20 protein-coding genes are annotated in these 18,912 nt (G+C 59.6%); 8 read left to right on the top strand and 12 right to left on the bottom strand.

Features of this window, described 5'->3' with window-relative positions; translation table 11 throughout:
* Positions 1–92 precede the first annotated feature (92 nt).
* On the bottom strand, positions 93–980 hold the full coding sequence (rhtA, locus tag ACJ8IM_RS06825; protein ID WP_004939202.1) for a threonine/homoserine exporter RhtA: 888 nt from the start codon (positions 978–980) through the stop codon (positions 93–95).
* A gap of 400 nt (positions 981–1,380) precedes the next feature.
* Here rhtA and ompX point away from each other — a divergent pair, with 400 nt between their 5' ends.
* The gene (ompX, locus tag ACJ8IM_RS06830; protein WP_033637662.1) at positions 1,381–1,899 is read left to right on the top strand and encodes an outer membrane protein OmpX; all 519 of its coding nucleotides are present in this window, start codon (positions 1,381–1,383) and stop codon (positions 1,897–1,899) included.
* A gap of 80 nt (positions 1,900–1,979) precedes the next feature.
* Here the strand turns inward: ompX and ACJ8IM_RS06835 are convergent, their stop codons facing one another.
* The gene (locus ACJ8IM_RS06835) at positions 1,980–2,969 is read right to left on the bottom strand and encodes a nitrilase family protein (protein WP_033653399.1); all 990 of its coding nucleotides are present in this window, start codon (positions 2,967–2,969) and stop codon (positions 1,980–1,982) included.
* Between the two features lie 91 nt (positions 2,970–3,060).
* Between ACJ8IM_RS06835 and ACJ8IM_RS06840 the strand changes: the two genes are divergently transcribed.
* Positions 3,061–3,933, top strand: a complete 873-nt coding sequence (locus ACJ8IM_RS06840) for a LysR family transcriptional regulator (RefSeq protein ID WP_033653398.1) — start codon at positions 3,061–3,063, stop codon at positions 3,931–3,933.
* A gap of 3 nt (positions 3,934–3,936) precedes the next feature.
* On the opposite strand, the gene ACJ8IM_RS06845 is transcribed toward ACJ8IM_RS06840, so the two are convergent.
* The 6 genes from ACJ8IM_RS06845 to ltnD all read right to left on the bottom strand — a co-directional run bounded on the left by ACJ8IM_RS06845 (position 3,937) and on the right by ltnD (position 9,589).
* Positions 3,937–4,467, bottom strand: coding sequence for a GNAT family N-acetyltransferase (locus tag ACJ8IM_RS06845; protein WP_033653397.1), 531 nt, complete (start codon positions 4,465–4,467; stop codon positions 3,937–3,939).
* 63 nt (positions 4,468–4,530) lie between these two features.
* Positions 4,531–5,901 (bottom strand): GntP family transporter, encoded by a 1,371-nt coding sequence (locus ACJ8IM_RS06850; protein WP_033646865.1) that lies wholly within the window; start codon positions 5,899–5,901, stop codon positions 4,531–4,533.
* 105 nt (positions 5,902–6,006) lie between these two features.
* Complete coding sequence (gene otnI / locus ACJ8IM_RS06855; RefSeq protein WP_033653396.1) at positions 6,007–6,783, bottom strand: 2-oxo-tetronate isomerase; 777 nt, start codon at positions 6,781–6,783, stop codon at positions 6,007–6,009.
* Between the two features lie 3 nt (positions 6,784–6,786).
* Positions 6,787–7,419: a 3-oxo-tetronate 4-phosphate decarboxylase gene (gene otnC, locus ACJ8IM_RS06860; protein WP_033637668.1), complete on the bottom strand. Its 633-nt coding sequence runs from the start codon at positions 7,417–7,419 to the stop codon at positions 6,787–6,789.
* Positions 7,416–8,675 carry a 3-oxo-tetronate kinase gene (gene otnK / locus ACJ8IM_RS06865; RefSeq protein WP_080289896.1) on the bottom strand — a complete coding sequence of 420 codons (1,260 nt, stop codon included), beginning with the start codon at positions 8,673–8,675 and terminating at the stop codon, positions 7,416–7,418. The genes otnC and otnK overlap by 4 nt, the downstream gene beginning before the upstream one ends.
* Positions 8,675–9,589 carry an L-threonate dehydrogenase gene (gene ltnD / locus ACJ8IM_RS06870; protein ID WP_033646860.1) on the bottom strand — a complete coding sequence of 305 codons (915 nt, stop codon included), beginning with the start codon at positions 9,587–9,589 and terminating at the stop codon, positions 8,675–8,677. The genes otnK and ltnD overlap by 1 nt, the downstream gene beginning before the upstream one ends.
* Positions 9,590–9,872: 283 nt before the next feature.
* Here ltnD and ygbI point away from each other — a divergent pair, with 283 nt between their 5' ends.
* Positions 9,873–10,643, top strand: coding sequence for a DNA-binding transcriptional repressor YgbI (ygbI, locus tag ACJ8IM_RS06875; RefSeq protein ID WP_033653394.1), 771 nt, complete (start codon positions 9,873–9,875; stop codon positions 10,641–10,643).
* A 149-nt stretch (positions 10,644–10,792) separates the two neighbouring features.
* On the opposite strand, the gene ACJ8IM_RS06880 is transcribed toward ygbI, so the two are convergent.
* The 4 genes from ACJ8IM_RS06880 to ACJ8IM_RS06895 form a co-directional block, all read right to left on the bottom strand.
* Positions 10,793–11,320 (bottom strand): hypothetical protein, encoded by a 528-nt coding sequence (locus tag ACJ8IM_RS06880; protein ID WP_050595983.1) that lies wholly within the window; start codon positions 11,318–11,320, stop codon positions 10,793–10,795.
* Positions 11,321–11,442: 122 nt separating this feature from the next.
* The gene (locus tag ACJ8IM_RS06885; RefSeq protein WP_033637672.1) at positions 11,443–12,210 is read right to left on the bottom strand and encodes a molybdopterin-dependent oxidoreductase; all 768 of its coding nucleotides are present in this window, start codon (positions 12,208–12,210) and stop codon (positions 11,443–11,445) included.
* Positions 12,203–12,808, bottom strand: a complete 606-nt coding sequence (locus ACJ8IM_RS06890) for a cytochrome b/b6 domain-containing protein (RefSeq protein WP_033637673.1) — start codon at positions 12,806–12,808, stop codon at positions 12,203–12,205. The genes ACJ8IM_RS06885 and ACJ8IM_RS06890 overlap by 8 nt, the downstream gene beginning before the upstream one ends.
* Positions 12,809–12,820: 12 nt before the next feature.
* Entirely contained in the window at positions 12,821–13,447 is a 627-nt protein-coding gene (locus ACJ8IM_RS06895; RefSeq protein ID WP_033653393.1) for a hypothetical protein, read from the bottom strand.
* A 140-nt stretch (positions 13,448–13,587) separates the two neighbouring features.
* Between ACJ8IM_RS06895 and ACJ8IM_RS06900 the strand changes: the two genes are divergently transcribed.
* The 5 genes from ACJ8IM_RS06900 to ecpA all read left to right on the top strand — a co-directional run bounded on the left by ACJ8IM_RS06900 (position 13,588) and on the right by ecpA (position 18,847).
* Entirely contained in the window at positions 13,588–14,259 is a 672-nt protein-coding gene (locus ACJ8IM_RS06900; protein ID WP_033637675.1) for a heavy metal response regulator transcription factor, read from the top strand.
* A complete protein-coding gene (locus ACJ8IM_RS06905) occupies positions 14,256–15,677 on the top strand; it encodes a heavy metal sensor histidine kinase (protein WP_033653392.1) in 1,422 nt (473 codons plus the stop codon). The genes ACJ8IM_RS06900 and ACJ8IM_RS06905 overlap by 4 nt, the downstream gene beginning before the upstream one ends.
* A gap of 516 nt (positions 15,678–16,193) precedes the next feature.
* Positions 16,194–17,033, top strand: a complete 840-nt coding sequence (locus ACJ8IM_RS06910; RefSeq protein ID WP_033646852.1) for a winged helix-turn-helix domain-containing protein — start codon at positions 16,194–16,196, stop codon at positions 17,031–17,033.
* Between the two features lie 168 nt (positions 17,034–17,201).
* Positions 17,202–17,831: a helix-turn-helix transcriptional regulator gene (locus ACJ8IM_RS06915; RefSeq protein WP_033653391.1), complete on the top strand. Its 630-nt coding sequence runs from the start codon at positions 17,202–17,204 to the stop codon at positions 17,829–17,831.
* A gap of 428 nt (positions 17,832–18,259) precedes the next feature.
* Positions 18,260–18,847 carry a common pilus major fimbrillin subunit EcpA gene (ecpA, locus tag ACJ8IM_RS06920; RefSeq protein WP_033646847.1) on the top strand — a complete coding sequence of 196 codons (588 nt, stop codon included), beginning with the start codon at positions 18,260–18,262 and terminating at the stop codon, positions 18,845–18,847.
* Positions 18,848–18,912 lie beyond the last annotated feature (65 nt).

An 18,912-nucleotide genomic window follows, 5' to 3' on the forward strand; every position in this document is an offset into this window, starting at 1 on the left:
TACAGGCTAAGGGGAAGTATGCCGATTTGTCACGAGGAAAACAGTTAACCCGCCTGCATTCCGACGTTGCGGTCGGCAGGCGAGTCAGGCGATCAGGAAAGGCTTTCGAGGCGCGGCTTGGGGCGAATGGTCAGGGCGGAGCCCATGGAGGCGGCGATAATCGCCGCCAGCGCCAGCCATTGCACGCCGCTCAGGTGTTCGCCGAGGAACAGCATGCCGGACAGCGCCGCCATCGCCGGTTCGAGGCTCATTAAGGTGCCGAAGGTGCGCGCCGGAATTTTGGGCAGCGCGATGATCTCCAGCGAATATGGCAGCGCGGTGGAGAGGATCGCCACCGCCAGCGCCACCGGCAGAATATCGAGATTGAACAGCACGCTGCCGGTTTGCCAGGCGCCGATCGGGCAGAACACCAGCGCGGCGATCAAGGAGCCGAGCGCCACCGTACCGGGGCCGTGATCGCCGCCGGCCTTCTGGCCGAAGATGATATAGACCGCCCAGCAGGCACCGGCGCCGAGCGCACAGGCGGCACCGAACGGATCGATCCCGCCCACGCCGTGGCCGAGCGGCAACAGGAACCACAACCCGGCGATCGCCAGCGCCACCCAAAGAAAGTCGATCGGTCGGCGCGACGAGAACATGGCCACCGCCAACGGGCCGGTAAACTCCAGCGCCACGGCGATGCCGAGCGGCACGGTGCGCAGCGACAGGTAGAACAGGTAGTTCATCGCGCCGAGCGACAGGCCGTAAATCAGCAGTGGCAAGCGGCTGCCGGCGACGATGCGCATACGCCACGGGCGGAAGATAATGAACAGAATCAGGGTGCCGATGAAAAGGCGCAGCGTCGTAATGCCTTCTGCGCCCACGATCGGGAACAGGCTTTTGGCCAACGAGGCGCCGCTCTGGATAGACACCATGGCGATGATTAACAGACAGATGGGCAGCAGCGCGGAGGGCGCTCTGCCGGAAGTAGATAACGACATCCTTAACGAGCCTTTTTTGCGCCGTTCCTCAGCCTTGAGAAAACGGTCGAAACGGGGATGCGAGCAGTGTAAATGAAATGGCGAAAATCTGTCTGAGAAAAGCGCGCATCGCGGTGAAATCCGCCGATCCTCGGATGAGATGTGGCGAATTTGGTCAAAAAGTGCGCTTTTTCTTAAGAATTATCTGGATATTAAATTGGTGATTTTTGTCACAGAAAGCCGTAGAATACGGCCGAAAATAGAGCGAAAATAAGCAGATACACTGTTCTTGAAATCTTCTGTTACACGATATAAAGCTTTAGACACTCATTTCAAGGCAGAGTTTCACGCTAATTTTTGTTATATTTTCAAAGCATGAACAAATGGATGTACTTAATAATAAAACGCGTTTGAGGTGGTTATGAAAAAAATTGCATGTCTTTCCGCAGTAGCAGCTTGCGTATTAGCAGTTAGCGCAGGTACCGCATTCGCTGGTCAGAGCACCGTATCCGCTGGCTATGCGCAGGGTGATCTCCAAGGCGTTGCTAACAAGGCCGACGGTTTCAACCTGAAATACCGTTACGAGTTCGACAACAACCCACTGGGTGTGATCGGCTCCTTCACCCACCTGGAAAAAAATCGTTCTGAAAACGGTTTCTACAAGAAATCTCAGTACGATTCCATCACCGCAGGTCCAGCTTACCGCTTCAACGACTGGGCGAGCATCTACGGTGTGATCGGTGTTGGCTACGGCAAAAACATCGACAACGCCCAGGCTGGTGGTAACAAAGGTGGCAACAGCGACTACGGCTTCACCTACGGTGCCGGTCTGCAGTTCAACCCAATCGAAAACGTTGCCCTGGACGTTGGCTACGAGCAGAGCCGCATCCGCAGCGTGGACGTTGGCAGCTGGAACGTTGGCGTAGGCTACCGCTTCTAAGATTTCTTCATGCCTGCGGGCGTGAATGCGCGGCACAGGTTGCCGCGCGGATAAAAAATCCGCCTTCGGGCGGATTTTTTTTATCTATCATTGGCCGCCGGCCCCGTCGGCTGCGTCGAAAAGCGTGCGCTGCGGGCATCGCGCTCATAGCCTTGCGGTTCGGTCAGTAAACCGTACAGCTCGGGGCGGCGTCCGTAAATCCAGCGGCGGCCGGTGCTGAGCGGGATCAGCGTCAGATCGAGATCGGCGCTGACCATCCGGTCTTCCGCCGCCCAGGTCTCCGCCACGATGCGGCCGTAGGGATCGAGGATCATCGCATTGCCGGTGCGTACCTCATCGTCATCGCGGCCCACGCCGTTGCTGAACAGCAAAAACAGCCCGTTGTCGTGAGCGCGCGAGGGCAGCCAGCGCATCAGCCAGCCGCGGCCGTGTTCGCCGCGAAAGGCGGCTTCTATCGCCTGCGGATCTTCCGCCCGCCGCTGCCACAGCGCCTGTGGGATCGGCTTCATGCCGTGCGGGCTGCGCGAATGGGTGCCGCCGGTCTGGTGCGGGGCCATCAACACCTCCGCGCCCAGCAGCGCCGTTGCGCGCACATTCTCCACCAGATTGTTGTCCCAGCAGATCAATACGCCCACGCGCACGCCCCAGGGGGTGTCGAATACGGTATAGCGATCGCCGCTGGCGATAGCCGGGTGTTCGAAGGCGTGCAGTTTACGGTGCACATGCAGCGCGCCGTCCGGCAGGCATACGGCGTAGGCGTTGTAGCAACGGCCGTCGTCGCCCAGCTCGATCAGCCCGACGCCGATCGCCATGTTGTAACGCTCCGCCAGCGGGCGAATACGCGCCAGCGAAGGGCTGGCGGCGATCGGTTCCGCCAGCGCCCGCACTTCGGCGTCGGACAGATGGCGCACGTGCCAATAGCCGGTGATGCACATTTCCGGGAAGGCCAGCAGCTGTACCTGCTGCTCGGCCGCCTGAGCGATAAAGCGCTCAATGATCGACAGGTTGTAATTCTTATCGCTGGCGCGATGCTGGAACTGCACCGTGGCGGCGCGCAATGAGATGGTCATGGTGTCTCTCCGGTTAGGGTCTGCGTTGATTACAGCAGGTGGATTGATTACTGTATAATCAATTAAATTCCCTATTTGATAACCTGATGGAATGGACATAAAACAACTGCGCGCCCTGGTGGTGCTGGCCGAGCAGGGCAACTATCGACAGGCGGCGAGCCGGCTGTGCATCAGCCAGCCGGCGCTGAGCAAGCAGATTCAGGCGCTGGAAACCCAGCTCGGCGTTCGATTGTTCGAGCGTGGCCGACAGGGCGCGGTGCTCACCGCCGGCGGGCAGCGGCTCTACCCGGAGGCGCAGGCGCTGGTGGAACAGTACCAGCAGTTTCAGCGGCGCGCCCGGCGGGTGGCGCTCGGGGAAGCGGGGCGGCTGGCGCTGGGATTTGGCCTCTCCAGCTTTCATCTGGCGCCGCAGCTGGTGGCGGCTTTTCGCCAACGGTTTCCCGAGGTGGCGATCGGCCTGGAGGACATCCCGTCGGAGCGGCAGTATCAGTTGCTGTTGCAGGGGGAGTTGCAGGCGGGGTTCGTGCGTTTGCCGGTCAATACGCCGCTGTGCGGCGTGGCAATGCTGAGTGACCGGTTGGTGCTGGCCGCGCCGGGCGCGCTGGCGCTGCGCGCCGACGATCTGATGGCGCGTTTCAATCAGCTGCCGCTGTTGCAGTTGACTCCGAAGCGCGGGCGCGGGCTGAGCGATCAGTCGCTGCGGTTTATCGCCGCTCATCGCTTGACGCCGAACGTGGTGCAGCAGGCCGGCGATATTCAGACGCTGTTGGCGCTGGTCGCCGCCGGCGTCGGCGTTGCGCTGCTGCCGCACAGCATCACGCATATCGCGCCGGCCAGCATCGACATTTTACCGCTGAGCGGCGAGGAAACGGAGTGGCAGGTCGGTATCGCCTGGGACCCGCAGCGCGCCGACGCGCTGCGGGACAACTTTGTTCAAACGGCGTTGGCGATGCAACGCGGTTAGGTTTTAGAGCGGGCAATGCATCACGACGATCGGGCTCTGGTGGTACTCGCTGCGGCGGCTTTCGCTAAAGCCGACTTTTTTCGCCAGCGCCAGCGAAGCCTGGTTTTCCGGCGAGATGATGCAGACGGTTTTCTCCCCCGGCAGGTGCGTTTTACCCCAGGCCAGCGCCGCCCGCAGTGCCTCGGTGGCGTAGCCTTTGCCGTGCGCAGAACTCACCAGCGTCCAGCCCATTTCCGGCGCGTCGAGCGCCGGGGTGATATCGCGCAGGCCGTCGAAGAAGCCGATGCTGCCGAGGTACTCGCCGCTCTGTTTGTCACGCACCGCCCAATTTCCATACCCCAACAGCGCCCAGTGGCCGGCGTAGCGCATCAGGCGCCCCCAGGAGTCTTCCCGGTCGCGCGGCGTGCCGCCGATATAGCGTACCACCAGCGGATCGGCCCACAATGCGGCCAGCGACTCGAAGTCGTCCAGCCTGTGCGCGTCCAGCCGCAGGCGTTCGGTGACAAGCGTTGGCGCGGTGTTGATTATGGTCATGTTGCAGCTCCTGCACAGGGTGAAAGGCGATGAAAAACAACGGCGTTCAGTATGCCAGAGAAATCACACCGCCAGCCACAACAGCCAGGTGAACAGAAAGCCGCTCAGGCCGAGCAGGGTGGTCAGCACCGTCCAGGTTTTCAGGCCGTCGGCCACCGACAGCCCCAGATAGCGCGTGACGATCCAAAAACCGGAGTCGTTGACGTGGGAAAGCCCCAGCCCGCCGAAACAGGTCGCCAGCGTCACCAGCACCAGCTGCAGCTGATTCAAGCCGCTGACCGCCTCCGACAACAGGCCGCCGGTGGTCAGGATCGCCACGGTGGCGGATCCCTGCGAAGCGCGCAGCGCCAGCGAAATGATAAAGGCGGCGGGCACCAGTGGCAGGCCGATGGCCGTCAGCACCTCCGCCAGCGCCTTGCCGACGCCGGATTCTACCAGCACCTTGCCGAACACGCCGCCCGCGCCGGTCACCAGGATCACCACCGCGGCGGTCGGCAGCGCAGCGCCCATCACATCGCTGGCGTGTTGCAGGCTCCAGCCGCGGCGCAGCGCCAGGAAGTAGAAGGCCAGCAGCAGGGCGATCATCAGCGCCACCGCCGGCGAGCCCAGCAGCGACAGCGTATCGCGCAGCGCCGAGCCGGCAGGCAACAGCGTGGCGGAGACGGTGCCGAGCATGATGATGGCGATCGGGATGACGATCAGCGCTGCCACCAGCCCGGCGCCGGGCGGGTTGATGCGATCGCTGAGCGGCGCTTGCCCTTCCGGACGCGGTTCCGGCGCCGCCAGCTGCAGCTGTTCCAGCACCTCTATCGATAACGGATAGGTTTTGCGGTTGAGGTAGTTGGCGGCGAAATAGCCGATCGCGCCGACCGGAATACAGATCGCGAGGCCGATGATAGTCAGCCAACCGATGTCGGCGTTGAGCAAACCGGCGGCGGCCACCGGGCCGGGGTGCGGCGGCAGCGCGACGTGAACCGTCAACATCACGCCGGCCATCGGCAGGCCGAACTTCAGCGGCGACACTTTGGCGACCTTGGCGAAGCCGTAGATAATCGGCGCCAGAATGATAAAGCCGACGTCGAAGAACACCGGAATGCCGAGGATAAACGCGGCGAGGGTCAGCGCGGCGACGGTGCGTTTCGGCCCCAGCCCCTGGCTGAAGCGCTGCGCCAGCGACTCGGCGCCGCCCGAGTGTTCGATCATGCGGCCAAGCATCGCCCCCAGGCCGATGATGATGGTCACCGAGCCGAGCACGCCGCCCATCCCGGCGGTCATCACTTTCATCACTTCACCGGTCGGAATGCCGCTGGCCAACGCCACCAGCAGACTGACCACCAACAGCGCGACAAAGGGTTGCACCTTCGCCTTGATGACCATCAATAACAGCAGCACCACGCCGAGAACGGCAATCAGCAACAGCAGAGAGGTAGACATGAAAAAAGCCTTTCGTTGGGTAAGCGTTGGGCACCGCGATCGCCGCGTGGCGATACGGGTGCGTTTCATTGTTATAAAATCGATTTCCTGGTGTCGGCGGCGGCGTTAGCGGTAAGGTTTCAGCCAGCCGAGCCCGGCGGCGGTGTCGCCGCGCGGCCGGTATTCGCAACCTACCCAGCCCTGATAACCGAGCGCATCCAGCCTGTCGAACAGCCACGGGTAATTCAGTTCGCCGTCATCCGGCTCATGGCGATCCGGCACCGAGGCTATCTGGATATGTGCGTAGCGCCCGGCCAGTGTTTCCAGCAGCCCGCTGATATTGCCGTCCACTAACTGCGCGTGGAAAAAGTCGAACTGAATGAACACGTTCGGTCTCTCGATAGCCGCCACCGCCTCCGCCGCATGATGTTGACTGGCGAACAGGTAGTCGGGCTTGACAGGTGGGCTGAGCGCTTCGATCAGCACCTTGACGCCGTGCGGGGCGAAGGCGTCGGCGGCATAGCGCGCATTGGCGATAAAGGTGTCGAGATAACACTGCCGGTCCGCGCCCGCGGGCACCACGCCGGCCATCAGGTGCACGCAGGGGCAGGCGAGGGCGATGGCGTAGGCCAGCGCGCGATCGATATCGGCGCGCGCATCCTGCTCGCGGCCCGGCAGCGCCGCCAGCCCCCATTCGCCGGCGGCGACATCGCCGGGCGCGGTGTTGAACAGCACCTGTTGCAGGCCGTGTTCGCGCAGTTTTTCCGCCAACAGCTCGGCGGGATGCTCGTAAGGAAACAGGAACTCCACCGCGTTGAAGCCTTGTTCGGCAGCGGCGGCGAAGCGCTCGAGGAACGGCACTTCGTTAAACATCATCGATAAATTGGCGGCAAATTTAGGCATGGGTCAGCTCCGTAATTCGGCAATTTCATCATCGGTCAAATAGCGGATCGGACGATCGCCGAGGGTGAAGATCAGCCGCGCCGCATCTTCCATCTCTTCGGTATTGTCCGCCGCCGCTCGCAGGTCTTTACCCGTCACCACCGGCCCGTGGTTGGCCAGCAAAAAGGCGCGGTGGGTGGGCGCCAGGCGGGCCAGATCCTGCGCCAGCCTTTCGTCGCCGGGGCGATAGTAGGGCACCACCGGCACCTTGCCGACGCGCATCACCACATAGGGGGTGAACGGTTTGATGGCGTTGTCGACGTCCAGCCCCTGCAGGCAAGAGAGCGCCGTGAGGTAGGTGCAATGCAGGTGCACCACCGCTTTGCATTCCGGGTTGTTCAGATACAGCGCGCGGTGAAAGCTGATCTCTTTCGACGGCTTGTCGCCGGACAGCCAGTCGCCGTTCAGGCTCACTTTAGACAGGCGGTCGGCCTGCAGCTCGCCGAGACAGGAGCCGGTCGGCGTCGCCAGCAGCGCGCCGTCCGGCAGCAACAGCGAGAGGTTGCCGGCTGAGCCGGTGGCGTAACCGCGTTGGAAAAACGAGGCGCCCAGGCGCACCATCTCTTCTCGTGCCTGCTGTTCGATGGTCGTGGTCATACTGGAAACTCCGTTTGCGCGCGCGCGAAGAAGGCTTCATCGCCAAAATTGCCTGATTTCAATGCCAGGGAAATGGCCCGATCGCTGGCGCGCACCCAGGGAACGCCGGGGGAAATACTGGGGCCGATATGGAAGCCGCGAATGCCCAGCGCCTGCGTGACCACGCCGGAGGTTTCGCCGCCGGCGACGATAAAGCGGCTGAATCCCAACTGGCGCAGTTGCACTACCAGCTCGGCGAACAACGCCTCCACCGCCTCGCTGGCGGCGCTACCGTACTGCCGTTGCGTTTGCTGCAGCGCTTCCGGCGCTGCGGTGGCGTAGATCAGCGGGGCAAGCGCCTCCCCGGCGTGACGCTGCGCCCAATGCGCCAGCTCGGCGGCGTAGGCGGCGCGCGCCTGCGGATCGAGACAGCGGCCGATATCGATGGCCTGCGCCGCCGCGCGTTCGCGGTAGTGCGCCACCTGCCGGTTAGTCATGACGGAGCAAGAACCGGACAGCACCGCCGCTTTCTCGCCCTGCGGCGCGCCGGCCGCCTCTGCCGAACGCTCGCCGTTCTGCGCCCACTGCCGCGCCAGGCCGATCGCCAGGCCCGAACCGCCGGTCACCAGCTTCATCGTTTTCAACGCTTCGCCCTGGCTGAGCAGATGCCGTTCGTTGAGCGTATCCAGCACCGCGTAGCGCACGCCTTCCTGCGCCAATTGCCGCAGTTTCTCGCTGACCGCCCCGGCGCCGCGATCCATTTCCGCCGCCGTCACCAGCCCGCAGCGCCCGGTGGCCTGGGATTCCATCAGGCGCAGCAGGTTGCTGTCGGTCATCGGCGTGACCGGGTGATGACGCATGCCGGATTCGGACAGCAGCTGTTCCCCGACGAACAGGTGGCCCTGATAGACCGTGCGGCCGTTTATCGGCAACGCCGGAGATACCACTGTGAAACTTTCCCCCAGCGCGGCGAGCAGGGCGTCGGTCACCGGGCCGATATTGCCCTGCGCGGTGCTGTCGAAAGTGGAGCAGTATTTGAAGTAGAACTGGCGGCAGCCCTGTTTTTGCAGCCAGGCCAGCGCCTGCAACGACAGTTCGACCGCCTGCTCTGCCGGGCAGGAGCGCGATTTCAGGCTGATGACCGCCGCCTGCGCGCTGACCGGCGTTTCGTCTTGCGGCACGCCGTTCAACTGCACCGTCGGCAGGCCGTTTTGCACCAGAAAACTGGCGATATCGGTCGCGCCGGTAAAATCATCCGCGATTACGCCGAGCAGCATCAGATTGCCTCCTTTTTCTGCGGCAAATCGATGCCGGCAAAGATTTTGATTACCGCACTGTCGTCTTCTTTACCGTAACCGGCGTTGCTGGCGGCGGTAAACATGGTGAAGGCGGTGGAGGCCAGCGGCAGCGGGAAGTGCAGCGCCTTGGCGGTATCGGCCACCAGCCCCAGATCCTTGACGAAGATATCCACCGCCGATTTGGGCGCATAGTCGCCGTCGACCACGTGGCGCATGCGATTTTCGAACATCCAGGAGTTGCCGGCGGCGTGGGTGACCACGTCGTACATCACGTCCAGCGGGATGCCGGCGCGGGCGGCCAGCGCCATGGCTTCCGCTCCGGCGGCGATGTGCACCCCGGCCAACAGCTGGTGGATGATTTTAACCGTCGCGCCCAGGCCGATCGCCTCGCCGATGCGGTAAACCTTGCCGGCGATGGCGTCCAGCACGGGTTGCAGGCGCTCGAAGGTGGCGTCGGCGCCGGCGGCCATCACCGTCATCTGGCCTTCCTCCGCCTTGGCCGCTCCGCCGGAAACCGGCGCATCCAGCATCGGCAGCCCGTAGTCCAGCAGCCGTTGCTCGATCTGTTTGGCGTCATCGGCGGAAATGGTCGAAGAGACCATCACCGCGGTGCCCGGCTTGAGCTTTGGCGCCAGGCCTTGTTCGCCGAACAGGATCTGCTTCACCTGGGCGGCGTTCACCACCAGCAGCAGCACGGCGTCCAGTTCGGCGGCGAAGTCGCGCGCGCTGGTAGACGCGTGTTTTGCGCCGGCCTGTTGCAGCGCCGCCAGCGCCTGCGGATTCAGGTCCGCCCCGTAGGTGGTCAATCCGGCGCGGAGGCACGAACGCGCCGCGCCCATGCCCATCGCGCCCAGCCCAATGACGCAGACGGCATAATTCCCTGGGTGTGTCATACTGCACTCCTGTTAATTTTAGTGATAATTTGTTTTGTTGTGTTAAATGTAAGCGCTTGACGGCCGTTTATCCGCGATCGACATCACAATAATTAACAATGCGTGAGACGAATTCTTCGTACGGTTTCTGGCCTGCATCAACATTATTGTTATGTTTTTAAATAAGTTTATGTTTTTCTGGCGTCACTGCGCGCGCCGTCACGCCGCGAAAAATTAGGGCTATCGGCGAACGAAAATTGACGTAAAATCACAATTATTATCACCGCAGCAACGAGAGGGAACCGTGATACCTGTAGAACGCCATCAACAAATTCTTGCGCTGGTATCCGAACGCGGCGTCGTCAGCATTGCCGAGCTGACCGAACGGCTGGGGGTGTCGCATATGACGATCCGCCGCGATTTGCAAAAGCTGGAGGAACAGGGCGCGGTGCAGTCGGTCTCGGGCGGCGTGCAGGCGCCCGAGCGGGTGGCGAGCGAACCTTCGCACCAGGCCAAAGAGGGGATGTTCAGCCGGCAGAAAATCGCCATCGGCCGGCTGGCGGCGCGGCAAATTCCCGCCAATAGCTGTATTTATCTGGATGCCGGCACCACCACGCTGGCGCTGGCGAAGCAGATCGATGAGCGTGACGATTTGACGGTGGTGACCAACGACTTTGTCATCGCCGGCTTTCTGATCGAACACAGCCAGTGCAGAATCATCCACACCGGCGGCACCGTGTGCCGGGAAAACCGCTCCTGCGTCGGCGAAGCGGCGGCGCAGGCGCTGCGCGGTCTGTTTATCGATCTGGCGTTTATCTCCGCCTCTTCGTGGAGCATGCGCGGCCTGTCGACGCCGAACGAAGACAAGGTGATGGTAAAGAAGGCCATCGTCGAGGCCAGCCGCCGCTGCATTCTGCTCAGCGACACCTCGAAATACGGCAAGATCGCGACCTACCTGGCGCTGCCGATCGCCGCCTTTGACGCCGTCATTACCGACGAGGGGCTACCCGCCGCCGCGCGGGAGGCAATCGAGCAAGCGGGGCTTGCGTTGCTGACGGCAGGGGAAGAAGAGTAAGAACGAACCGGAATCAGGATAAAAGTTCGGTATCGATGCCACGTGCGGGCGGTTCACTTGCTTCAACGCCGCCGCGTTCACGCCATTCGCGGCGCCTTTGTTCCCACCACTCTTCGTGGAAGGCTTGCATCTCTTTCAGGCGTTGTTCCTTAACGTGCTGCTGGTAAGTATGGGGTGTTATGGGGGTTACGCGGGATTTCGATGACATAGAGGCCGTCCTTTATAAACTCTATTTTGTATGAATAATGCCCTTTTTCAGCGTGTTTTTTCAACAGGAAATCATAAATTTTAGCTAATGCTGGCCTTAACGGTGCACTGAAGATGATCCTGGCATGATACTGATAAGCAAACTTGAGAAGGGTTTCCCCGATGCCAACGACGAATAAACGTTCGCGTTGGAGAAGGGTGTAATGCATTGCGGTATAGGTATCGAAAGCTGAGCGCTGGTGCCTGCTTGCGTCGCTCAGCGCCTTAACATCATAAAACTCCAGAGAGAAAGCATTATCGAGGAGAGTAGTGTCCACATACACTGGGGCAAACCAATGGTGCATGTTTTGCCCAATTTTCTTGAAATCCAAATGATAGATGGCCGTTTTACCATCACTTTTTCTTACAGTAATCTGATACCTGTATGTGTCTGCTATCCCTGTGTGTGACTCCCTCACATCAATCTCCATGATGAAATCCTTTTTACTATTATTTTTCCTATAGTTATCCCCTTTGTGACGAACCGATTATTAACTGCGGCGGAGAAGATCCTCCAGCCGCCGATGGCGCTTATGCGCAGCGCCGCGCAAAACTAAATGCCGCTGAACCAGTTGTAGCCCTGATCTTCCCAATAGCCGCCCGGATTGACGTCGCTGACAAAGATGGCGGCGATATGTTTGGCGTTTTTGAACCCCAGCTTGGTGGGCACCCGCAGCCGCAGCGGGTAGCCATAGTCCGCCGGCAGCGCCTTGCCGCCGAAATCCAGCGCCAGAATGGTCTGCGGGTGCAGCGCGGTGGCCATGTCGAGGCTGGAGTAGTAGCGATCGGCGCATTTGAAGCCGACGTAACCGGCATTCAGATCCGCCCCGACGTGCTGCAGAAAGGTGCGCAGCGGCACGCCGCCCCATTGGCCGATGGCGCTCCAGCCCTCAATGCAGATCAGACGCGTGATCTGGCTTTGCTGCGGCAGCCGCTGCAGCTGTTCCAGCGTCCAGGGCGCTTTTTTCTCCACTTTCCCAGCGACTTCAAGCCGGTAGCCGGCCAGATCGATCTCGGGGACGTTGTATTCCGGGTAAAACGCGTTGAAGGGGAAAGGCTGGGTAATCTGATCGGGCCGGTAAGTTTGCGCCAGCCGCTGGCCGCTGAACAGCCAGGCCTGCACCCGGTCGTTCCAGCGCGACATGGCCCACAGCACCTTATCCACCCGATCGCCGTCTTGCAGGTTGCAACCGGTGAGCATGGCGATGCCGCCCAGCGTCAGGCCGGAGCGCAGCATCAGGCGGCGCTGCAGATTGACCAGCTGCTTTTTTTGGTCCGGTTCCAGTTTTGGCGCGGTTGCCCGCGGCTTTTTCTCATTCATGTTTGCCACCCGTTATCATCGCCCACAGCGTTTTGGGCACGACGATCACCATAAAGACGTGGATCGCCACGAACAGGCCAATGCCGACCATGGCGAAGAAATGCACGTAGCGCGCGAAATCGAAGCCGCCAAACAGGGCGACCAATCCCTGCAGCTGAACCGGCTTCCAAATCGCCAGGCCGGACAGCACCAGCAATAGGCCCAGCGCCAGCACGCCGAGATACATCAGCTTTTGAATGGCGTTGTAGTGGCCATGCCGGTGGCGCAGGCGCAGCGTCAGCGCCAGCCAGATATCCTGCCGCAGCGCGCCGACGCGAAGCGGCAACAGATCGCGGCGAAAATGGCCGCTGAACAGGCTCCACAGCAGATAGCAGGCGGCGTTGAGCGCCAATAGCCACATCACCGCCAAATGCCAACCAATCGCGCCGCCCAGCCAACCGCCCAGCGTCATCTGCGGCGGAAAGCGGAAATCGAACAGCGGCGAGGCGTTATAGATCTCCCAGCCGCTCATGAACATGCACACCATGGCGAACAGGTTGATCCAATGAGTGATTCGAACCGGCCAGCGATGCACCGGCCGCGACGCGTTGGTTTTCATGGCTTTCTCCGGTTACATCGGCGGTACGGTGCCGTCTTTGCCGGCGGATATGCGGGTGGCGACGCGCTCGCCCTTATCGTTGACGGCGGAGAACAGCACGATGTGCACGCCCGGCTTCAGCAGGCTCAGATCGCCCGGATCCAGCGTCACGATCGGCACGTCTTCCGGCACGACGACGGTTTTCTGCTGGTTGCCGTAGGTGACGGTCAGGGTGCGGCCGTTGGATTTCACCAGTTTGCCGACGGTGCCGTTGGTCATGGTGTCCACTTTGCCGTCGGCGGATTCCCAGGCCGAGTGCCCTTCGCCGGTGCCGCGCAGGCTGGCGGCGAACACGTGCACCTCCAGCGCTTTGAGCGTGCCGTCCGGCTGCGGCACGGCGGCGGTGCCGATAAAGCTGTCCGGTTTGATGTCGTCCAGCGTGGCCTTGGACACGCTGAGCACTTTGGTCTGATCGTTCAGCTTGACGCTGAGCGTCTCACCCTTGCGATCGGTCAGCTGCAGATTGCCGTCGGCCACCTGGCTGATGGTGCCGCGCAGCGGCGCGATAACCTTGCCCGGCGTTTGAGCGGCGGCGGCCAGGCCGCTGGACAGCAGCAAGGTGGACAACAGTAAACCGGCTATACGATGACGGGTAATCATAACGTTCTCCTGAAATGAGTTTGCCGGGTAAGCATGGTTGAGCCATTGGGTCAGCGCCATGGCCGTTTGATGACATTAATGTCATCAAGTTTGTCCGCTGAAGCTGCTAGTATTTTTGCAGACGTAACGAGGTGGCGAGCATGCGAATACTGGTAGTTGAAGACGATATCGGCACAGGGGATTACCTGAAGAAAGGGCTGAGCGAGGCGGGGTACGGCGTCGATTTGGCGCGCACCGGCACCGACGGGTTGTTTCGCGCGTTGGAGCAGGATTACGATGCGATCGTGCTCGACGTGATGCTGCCGGGGCTGGACGGTTGGCAGATCATCGAGGTGCTGCGCAAGAAAAGCGACGTGCCGATTCTGTTTCTCACCGCTCGCGACGGCGTGCAGGATCGCATCCACGGTCTGGAGCTGGGCGCGGACGATTATCTGATTAAACCGTTTTCGTTCACCGAACTGGTGCTGCGTTTACGCACCTTGCTGCGCCGTGGGCCGGCGCGCGAAGCCGATCATTATGCCATCGCCGATCTGCAGCTGGACGTGCTGCGCCGCCGGGCGGTGCGTCAGGAACAGGTGATCCCGTTGACCAACAAGGAGTTCATGCTGCTGCACCTGCTGGTGCGGCGCGAGGGCGAAGTGCTGTCGCGCACGCAGATCGCCTCTCAGGTGTGGGACATGAATTTTGACAGCGACACCAATGTGGTTGACGTGGCGATCAAACGCCTGCGCGCCAAAATAGACCGGCCGTTCGACGTCAAGCTGATCCACAGCGTGCGCGGCATCGGCTATGTCTGCGAGCCACGCTCGTGAACGGGCGCACTTCACGTCGGCCGGTATCGCTGACGCTGCGCACCGCAACGCTGTTCGCGCTGGTGGCCGCTTTGGTGGTGAGCGGGACGGGCGGGTATCTGTATAGCGCCATGCGCCAGGAAATGACGCTGCGCAGCGATCTGCAGGTGACCGGGCGCGTAGAGTATTTCCGCCATTTGCTGGGACAGCGCTTTCCTTTGGCGCGCCTGACCGCCAATAACGGCCTGTTTGAAAACATGCTGGGCAATGAACAGGACGTGCTGATTTTCCAAATTCCGGGGCAAGAACCGCTCATCAACGTGAACCCGGCCGGGGTGGCATTGCCGCCGATCGCGCCGACGCCGGCCGGCCAGGCGCAGACGTTGGCCGCCGTGCGCGGCGGGGAAACGGCGCAGGGGGTGCCGCTGCGTGCGGCGTCGGCGATGGTGCGCCTGGAAGACGGCAGCCTGTTGCAGATCTCCGCCGCGCACGTGATGGTCAACGAGCAGAAGATGCTGGCGCGTTACCTGTGGCGCATCGTCGCGGCGGTGGCGGTGGCTTTCCTGCTGATTGCGCTGCTGGGGTATGGGGTCATGCGCCGGGGATTGAAGCCGTTATGGCGCATGGCGGCGCAGGCAGCGCAGATTGCGCCCAATACGCTGTCGACGCGCCTCAGCGAGCAGGGGGCACCGAAGGAATTGCAGCAACTGACCCGTTCGTTCAATGCGATGCTCGATCGATTGAATGAAGGCTATCAGCGCCTGACGCAGTTTTCCGCCGATCTGGCCCATGAGATCCGCACCCCGATAGGGGCGCTGATGGGCCAGTGCCAGGTGGCGCTTTACCAGCCCCGCAGCGTGGAGGAGTACGAAACCCTGCTGTCGAACAATATGGATGAGCTGGAGCGCATTTCCCGCATGGTGGAAAACATCCTGTTCCTGGCGCGCGCCGGGGAGGCGCAGTCTGCGCTGAACTACAGCCGTCTGGATGTGGCGCTGGAACTGCGGCGGGTGGCGGATTACTTCGAAGGGCTGGCGGAAGAACGCGGCATCGCGCTGAGCTGCGAAGGGGAAGGCGAGCTGAAGGCGGACGCGATGTTGTTCCAGCGGGCGCTGAGCAACCTGGTGGCCAACGCGGTGCGCTATGCCGATGAAAACAGCCTGATCGCGTTGCGGGCTGAACGGCGCGCCGATGCCTGGTGGGTGCAGGTTATCAATCAGGGGCCGCCGATCGCGCCGGCACAGCTGGAAAAACTGTTCGATCGTTTCTACCGCGCCGATCCCGCGCGCAGCGCCGGCAATCATGCCAGTGGGCTGGGGCTGTCTATCGTGCGCGCCATCATGACGCTGCACGGCGGTGAGGTGCGCGCGCAGTGTTCCGCTGGCCAGGATGCTGCTTGCTTGACCTTTAGCCTGATATTCCCTTCATCAGTTCAATGAACTGCGCGAATGTTTTCGCCTGTTGCGAATAATGCGACAGGCGTCATTCGTAAGCTTTTCCTTTCATTATTATTTCCCCAGCGCCTTGGCTGAACCTAAATTTTAACATTTGCGTCGCGGCAAGCGTGTTAATTCATCAGGCTAATGCGTATGCCGGCTATATGTGATTGCGCTCAACATTCACGTGTTATTATTTTTTTATTAAAATTTAGTTCTGCGACCATTTTTTGAGATGATTTTCCTTAAAGTTTGTAATCTGCGATATAAAAAACTAACTTTGTGGTTTTTATCGCGTCAATATATCAATGGGCGTGGTGATTGGTTAACCTTTGGTTATGGTTTGCAAGAAAAATCCTATATAACGGTGGTGAGGTGAAAAAGCGTATTTCGTGGCGTTGATTGCGTGGTTTTTCTTGCCTGCATTTGGGTGTTTTTGCGAATTAACCCGATTTAATATTTCATTAACATTTGACGCCAAACTATAAATTATCGCTATAGTGAAAACATGTGAATAAAATGAAATATAGATTTAATGACCATATTCTCTTTGACGCAGACACCAGAACCCTTAGCCCAACTGATTTTTCTGACGATCCCATATCCATATCCAGTCCTTCCAAGCGGTTGTTGCTGCTGCTGATTGCCCACCATGGCGAGGCCGTGGGGCGTGAATTGATATTCAAGAAGGTCTGGGACGATTACGGCATGGTTTCCAGCAATAATAATCTTAATCAGTGCGTCAGCAAATTACGCCGGGTGATTAAAAATCTGGGCGTCGAAGAAGAGGTTATTGTCACTGTCCCTAAAGTGGGTTTTATGCTGCGTGATGAGATTACCATCGAGTCTTATGAGGAAGCGGAAGATAGACACGATGCAGAACCCGCCGCCTCTTTGCCGGAGCCTGCGCCCGAAGCGGCGATAAACCCGCCATCCGCAACCGTCATCAACCGGGCCACCTCTTTTTTCGGTGATTCCCGCCGCGGCTGGCTGATGATCTGTGCATTGGTCCTGGGGGGCATCCTCATGGCCATTGCTGTCACCGCCTATTTCAGCGGCTCGGAGGCCCGGCAGGAGAGCTACTTGGGAAAGTCCGGCAATTGTAAGGTTTTCATGTCCTTGCCTGCCGCCTCGGCGTCGGTCAACGCCAGCCTGAATCGGGACATTCTGGCTTACGCCGCTCACCAAACGGGAGAATGCAGCGGCGATGAGTTTTTGCTGGTGGTGCGCAGCAATCAGGTCAGGGCTTACATTTCCGGCATTTCCCGCTTATTCCTGCTGCGCTGCAAGATTTTGCGTGAACATAAAATGGAGATCTGTTCCGGTTTGGAAAGCGACAATGCCGAGTTTATTAATTGACCATCGATAGCCGTCGGCCCAACGCGATTGAAAGGATGGTGGATATGACAAAAATATTACAGCATTGAAATTGAACGTTTGATTTTCATTTGGCGGGGGGCCGTGTGGCGTTTATCGAGAGGTATTTCCCTTTCTCTACCGCTTTCTACCTCATTATGGTGATTATGTATGGTTAAAGCCGATCTCGGTGATGCGCTGCTATTTTTTGAACCCAGCTATTTAGTGAGAGCAGGAATGGAAGCATTTCTCGTTACCCGATCAAGTGACAGGTATTTTATCGATACCTTGAGCGAGCTGGAGGGAGCATTGAAAGGGGGGAAGCCGCGCGCGCTTATTATGGAGTTATATCATCAGAACGAATATTTGTATGATGTATTGCGGTTCGTTCTGACAGCAAAAAATGTCTGGCCGGAACTTCCCTTGGTGATTTTCACCGCGGTAGAACACCCCGGTATATTAGCGCTGTTAGCGACGGATGCGCGCATAGCTATAGTGGCAAAGGAGGAACCTTTGCATTGCCTGCGTGATGCCATTGCGGCTGCGGGTGAGTTCTCCGGCTATCGTTCCCCGCATATTCGCGCCCGGTTGGTCCATTCGCCTGTCGCATTATCTGACGGTGAATGGCGAGTTTTGGCCATGATGGCTGCCGGCGCATCTCCACGAAGCATTGCCAACCTGACCCGGCGAAGTTACAAAACCATCAGCTCCCATAAACTGAATATTATGCGAAAACTGGGCCTCAATCAGGCCGGTTTTATGCGGCTTATTCTTTCCCTGAGAACCCGGTACCCTTCCTGACACAGGGCGAGAAGCCCCCTTTTTCTCTACAGCGGCCGATCTGGATTGGCTGCTGCTCTCCTGAGTTAATCCAATCAATCTTCTCTCCGCAACGAATGATGCGGCGCTGAAATTCTGTACGGACATGGCAAGGATAAACAGGGCTGCTTTGTGGTTAAACAACAACCGCTTTGATGGGGGTAAACCACAATATGATTGTGCTTTCATCAAAGGCTTAATCCGTGTTTTAACGTGACTGGAGGTGGTTAAAACCTTAATTGCGGTATTTAAATCTAAATATTTGAACTTTAATAGTTAATGATTCTTTTTTGATCGGCTGGGGATATTCTTGTGGCGTCAAGCAGACTGGCTAAACGCAGTGATGCAAACGGCTGGCTGAGAATGGACGAAAGAAAGAAAACATATTCAACATTGAAGGGAGTTATACCATGAAGAAAATGACACTGGCTCTGGCGATCGTTTCCGCCTTTGCAGCGGTCAGCACTGCTCAAGCCGCCGACGTTACCGCTCAGGCGTTGGCAACCTGGTCTGCGACCGCCAAGAAAGACACCACCAGCAAACTGGTTGTGACGCCGATTGGCAGCCTGACCTTCAACTATGCAGAAGGCATTAAGGGTTTCAACAGTCAGAAAGGCCTGTTTGACGTCACCGTGGAAGGCGATACCACGGCCACCGCTTTCAAACTGACCTCAAAACTGGTCTCCAATACGCTGACTCAGCTGGATACTTCCGGTTCTACGCTGGAAGTCGGGGTGAACTACAACGGTGCGGCGGTAGAGAAAACGGCTGAAACCACCATGATCGACACCACCGCCGGCATTTTGGGCGGCAATCTGAGCGCCCTGTCCAACGCCTACAACCAGGCCGGCCGCACCAGCGCGCAGGATCAATTCACCTTCAGCATCATCGGCGCGACGTCAAACGGCACCACCGCCGTCACGGATTTCAGTACGTTGCCGGAAGGTATCTGGAGCGGCGACGTCAGCGTCGAGTTCAACGCGACCTGGACTTCCTAATCCCCCGAACGATCTGCACCTGGCAGGGGGGAGACCTCCTGCTATTTATCGCTCATCAACGCCAG

The sequence above is a fragment of the Serratia sp. CY33525 genome, assembly GCF_052169115.1.
GTDB lineage: Bacteria > Pseudomonadota > Gammaproteobacteria > Enterobacterales > Enterobacteriaceae > Serratia > Serratia sarumanii.

Coding starts and splice junctions, on each gene's coding strand:
- ACJ8IM_RS06835 (WP_033653399.1), bottom strand. CDS start 2,969: ATGACCATCTCATTGCGCGCCGCCACGGTGCAGTTCCAGCATCGCGCC.
- ACJ8IM_RS06895 (WP_033653393.1), bottom strand. CDS start 13,447: ATGATTACCCGTCATCGTATAGCCGGTTTACTGTTGTCCACCTTGCTG.
- ompX (WP_033637662.1), top strand. CDS start 1,381: ATGAAAAAAATTGCATGTCTTTCCGCAGTAGCAGCTTGCGTATTAGCA.
- ACJ8IM_RS06915 (WP_033653391.1), top strand. CDS start 17,202: ATGGTTAAAGCCGATCTCGGTGATGCGCTGCTATTTTTTGAACCCAGC.
- ACJ8IM_RS06885 (WP_033637672.1), bottom strand. CDS start 12,210: ATGAATGAGAAAAAGCCGCGGGCAACCGCGCCAAAACTGGAACCGGAC.
- ACJ8IM_RS06910 (WP_033646852.1), top strand. CDS start 16,194: ATGAAATATAGATTTAATGACCATATTCTCTTTGACGCAGACACCAGA.
- otnC (WP_033637668.1), bottom strand. CDS start 7,419: ATGACCACGACCATCGAACAGCAGGCACGAGAAGAGATGGTGCGCCTG.
- ltnD (WP_033646860.1), bottom strand. CDS start 9,589: ATGACACACCCAGGGAATTATGCCGTCTGCGTCATTGGGCTGGGCGCG.
- ACJ8IM_RS06890 (WP_033637673.1), bottom strand. CDS start 12,808: ATGAAAACCAACGCGTCGCGGCCGGTGCATCGCTGGCCGGTTCGAATC.
- otnK (WP_080289896.1), bottom strand. CDS start 8,675: ATGCTGCTCGGCGTAATCGCGGATGATTTTACCGGCGCGACCGATATC.
- ACJ8IM_RS06845 (WP_033653397.1), bottom strand. CDS start 4,467: ATGACCATAATCAACACCGCGCCAACGCTTGTCACCGAACGCCTGCGG.
- ACJ8IM_RS06880 (WP_050595983.1), bottom strand. CDS start 11,320: ATGGAGATTGATGTGAGGGAGTCACACACAGGGATAGCAGACACATAC.
- ACJ8IM_RS06900 (WP_033637675.1), top strand. CDS start 13,588: ATGCGAATACTGGTAGTTGAAGACGATATCGGCACAGGGGATTACCTG.
- ACJ8IM_RS06850 (WP_033646865.1), bottom strand. CDS start 5,901: ATGTCTACCTCTCTGCTGTTGCTGATTGCCGTTCTCGGCGTGGTGCTG.
- ecpA (WP_033646847.1), top strand. CDS start 18,260: ATGAAGAAAATGACACTGGCTCTGGCGATCGTTTCCGCCTTTGCAGCG.
- ACJ8IM_RS06840 (WP_033653398.1), top strand. CDS start 3,061: ATGGACATAAAACAACTGCGCGCCCTGGTGGTGCTGGCCGAGCAGGGC.
- rhtA (WP_004939202.1), bottom strand. CDS start 980: ATGTCGTTATCTACTTCCGGCAGAGCGCCCTCCGCGCTGCTGCCCATC.
- otnI (WP_033653396.1), bottom strand. CDS start 6,783: ATGCCTAAATTTGCCGCCAATTTATCGATGATGTTTAACGAAGTGCCG.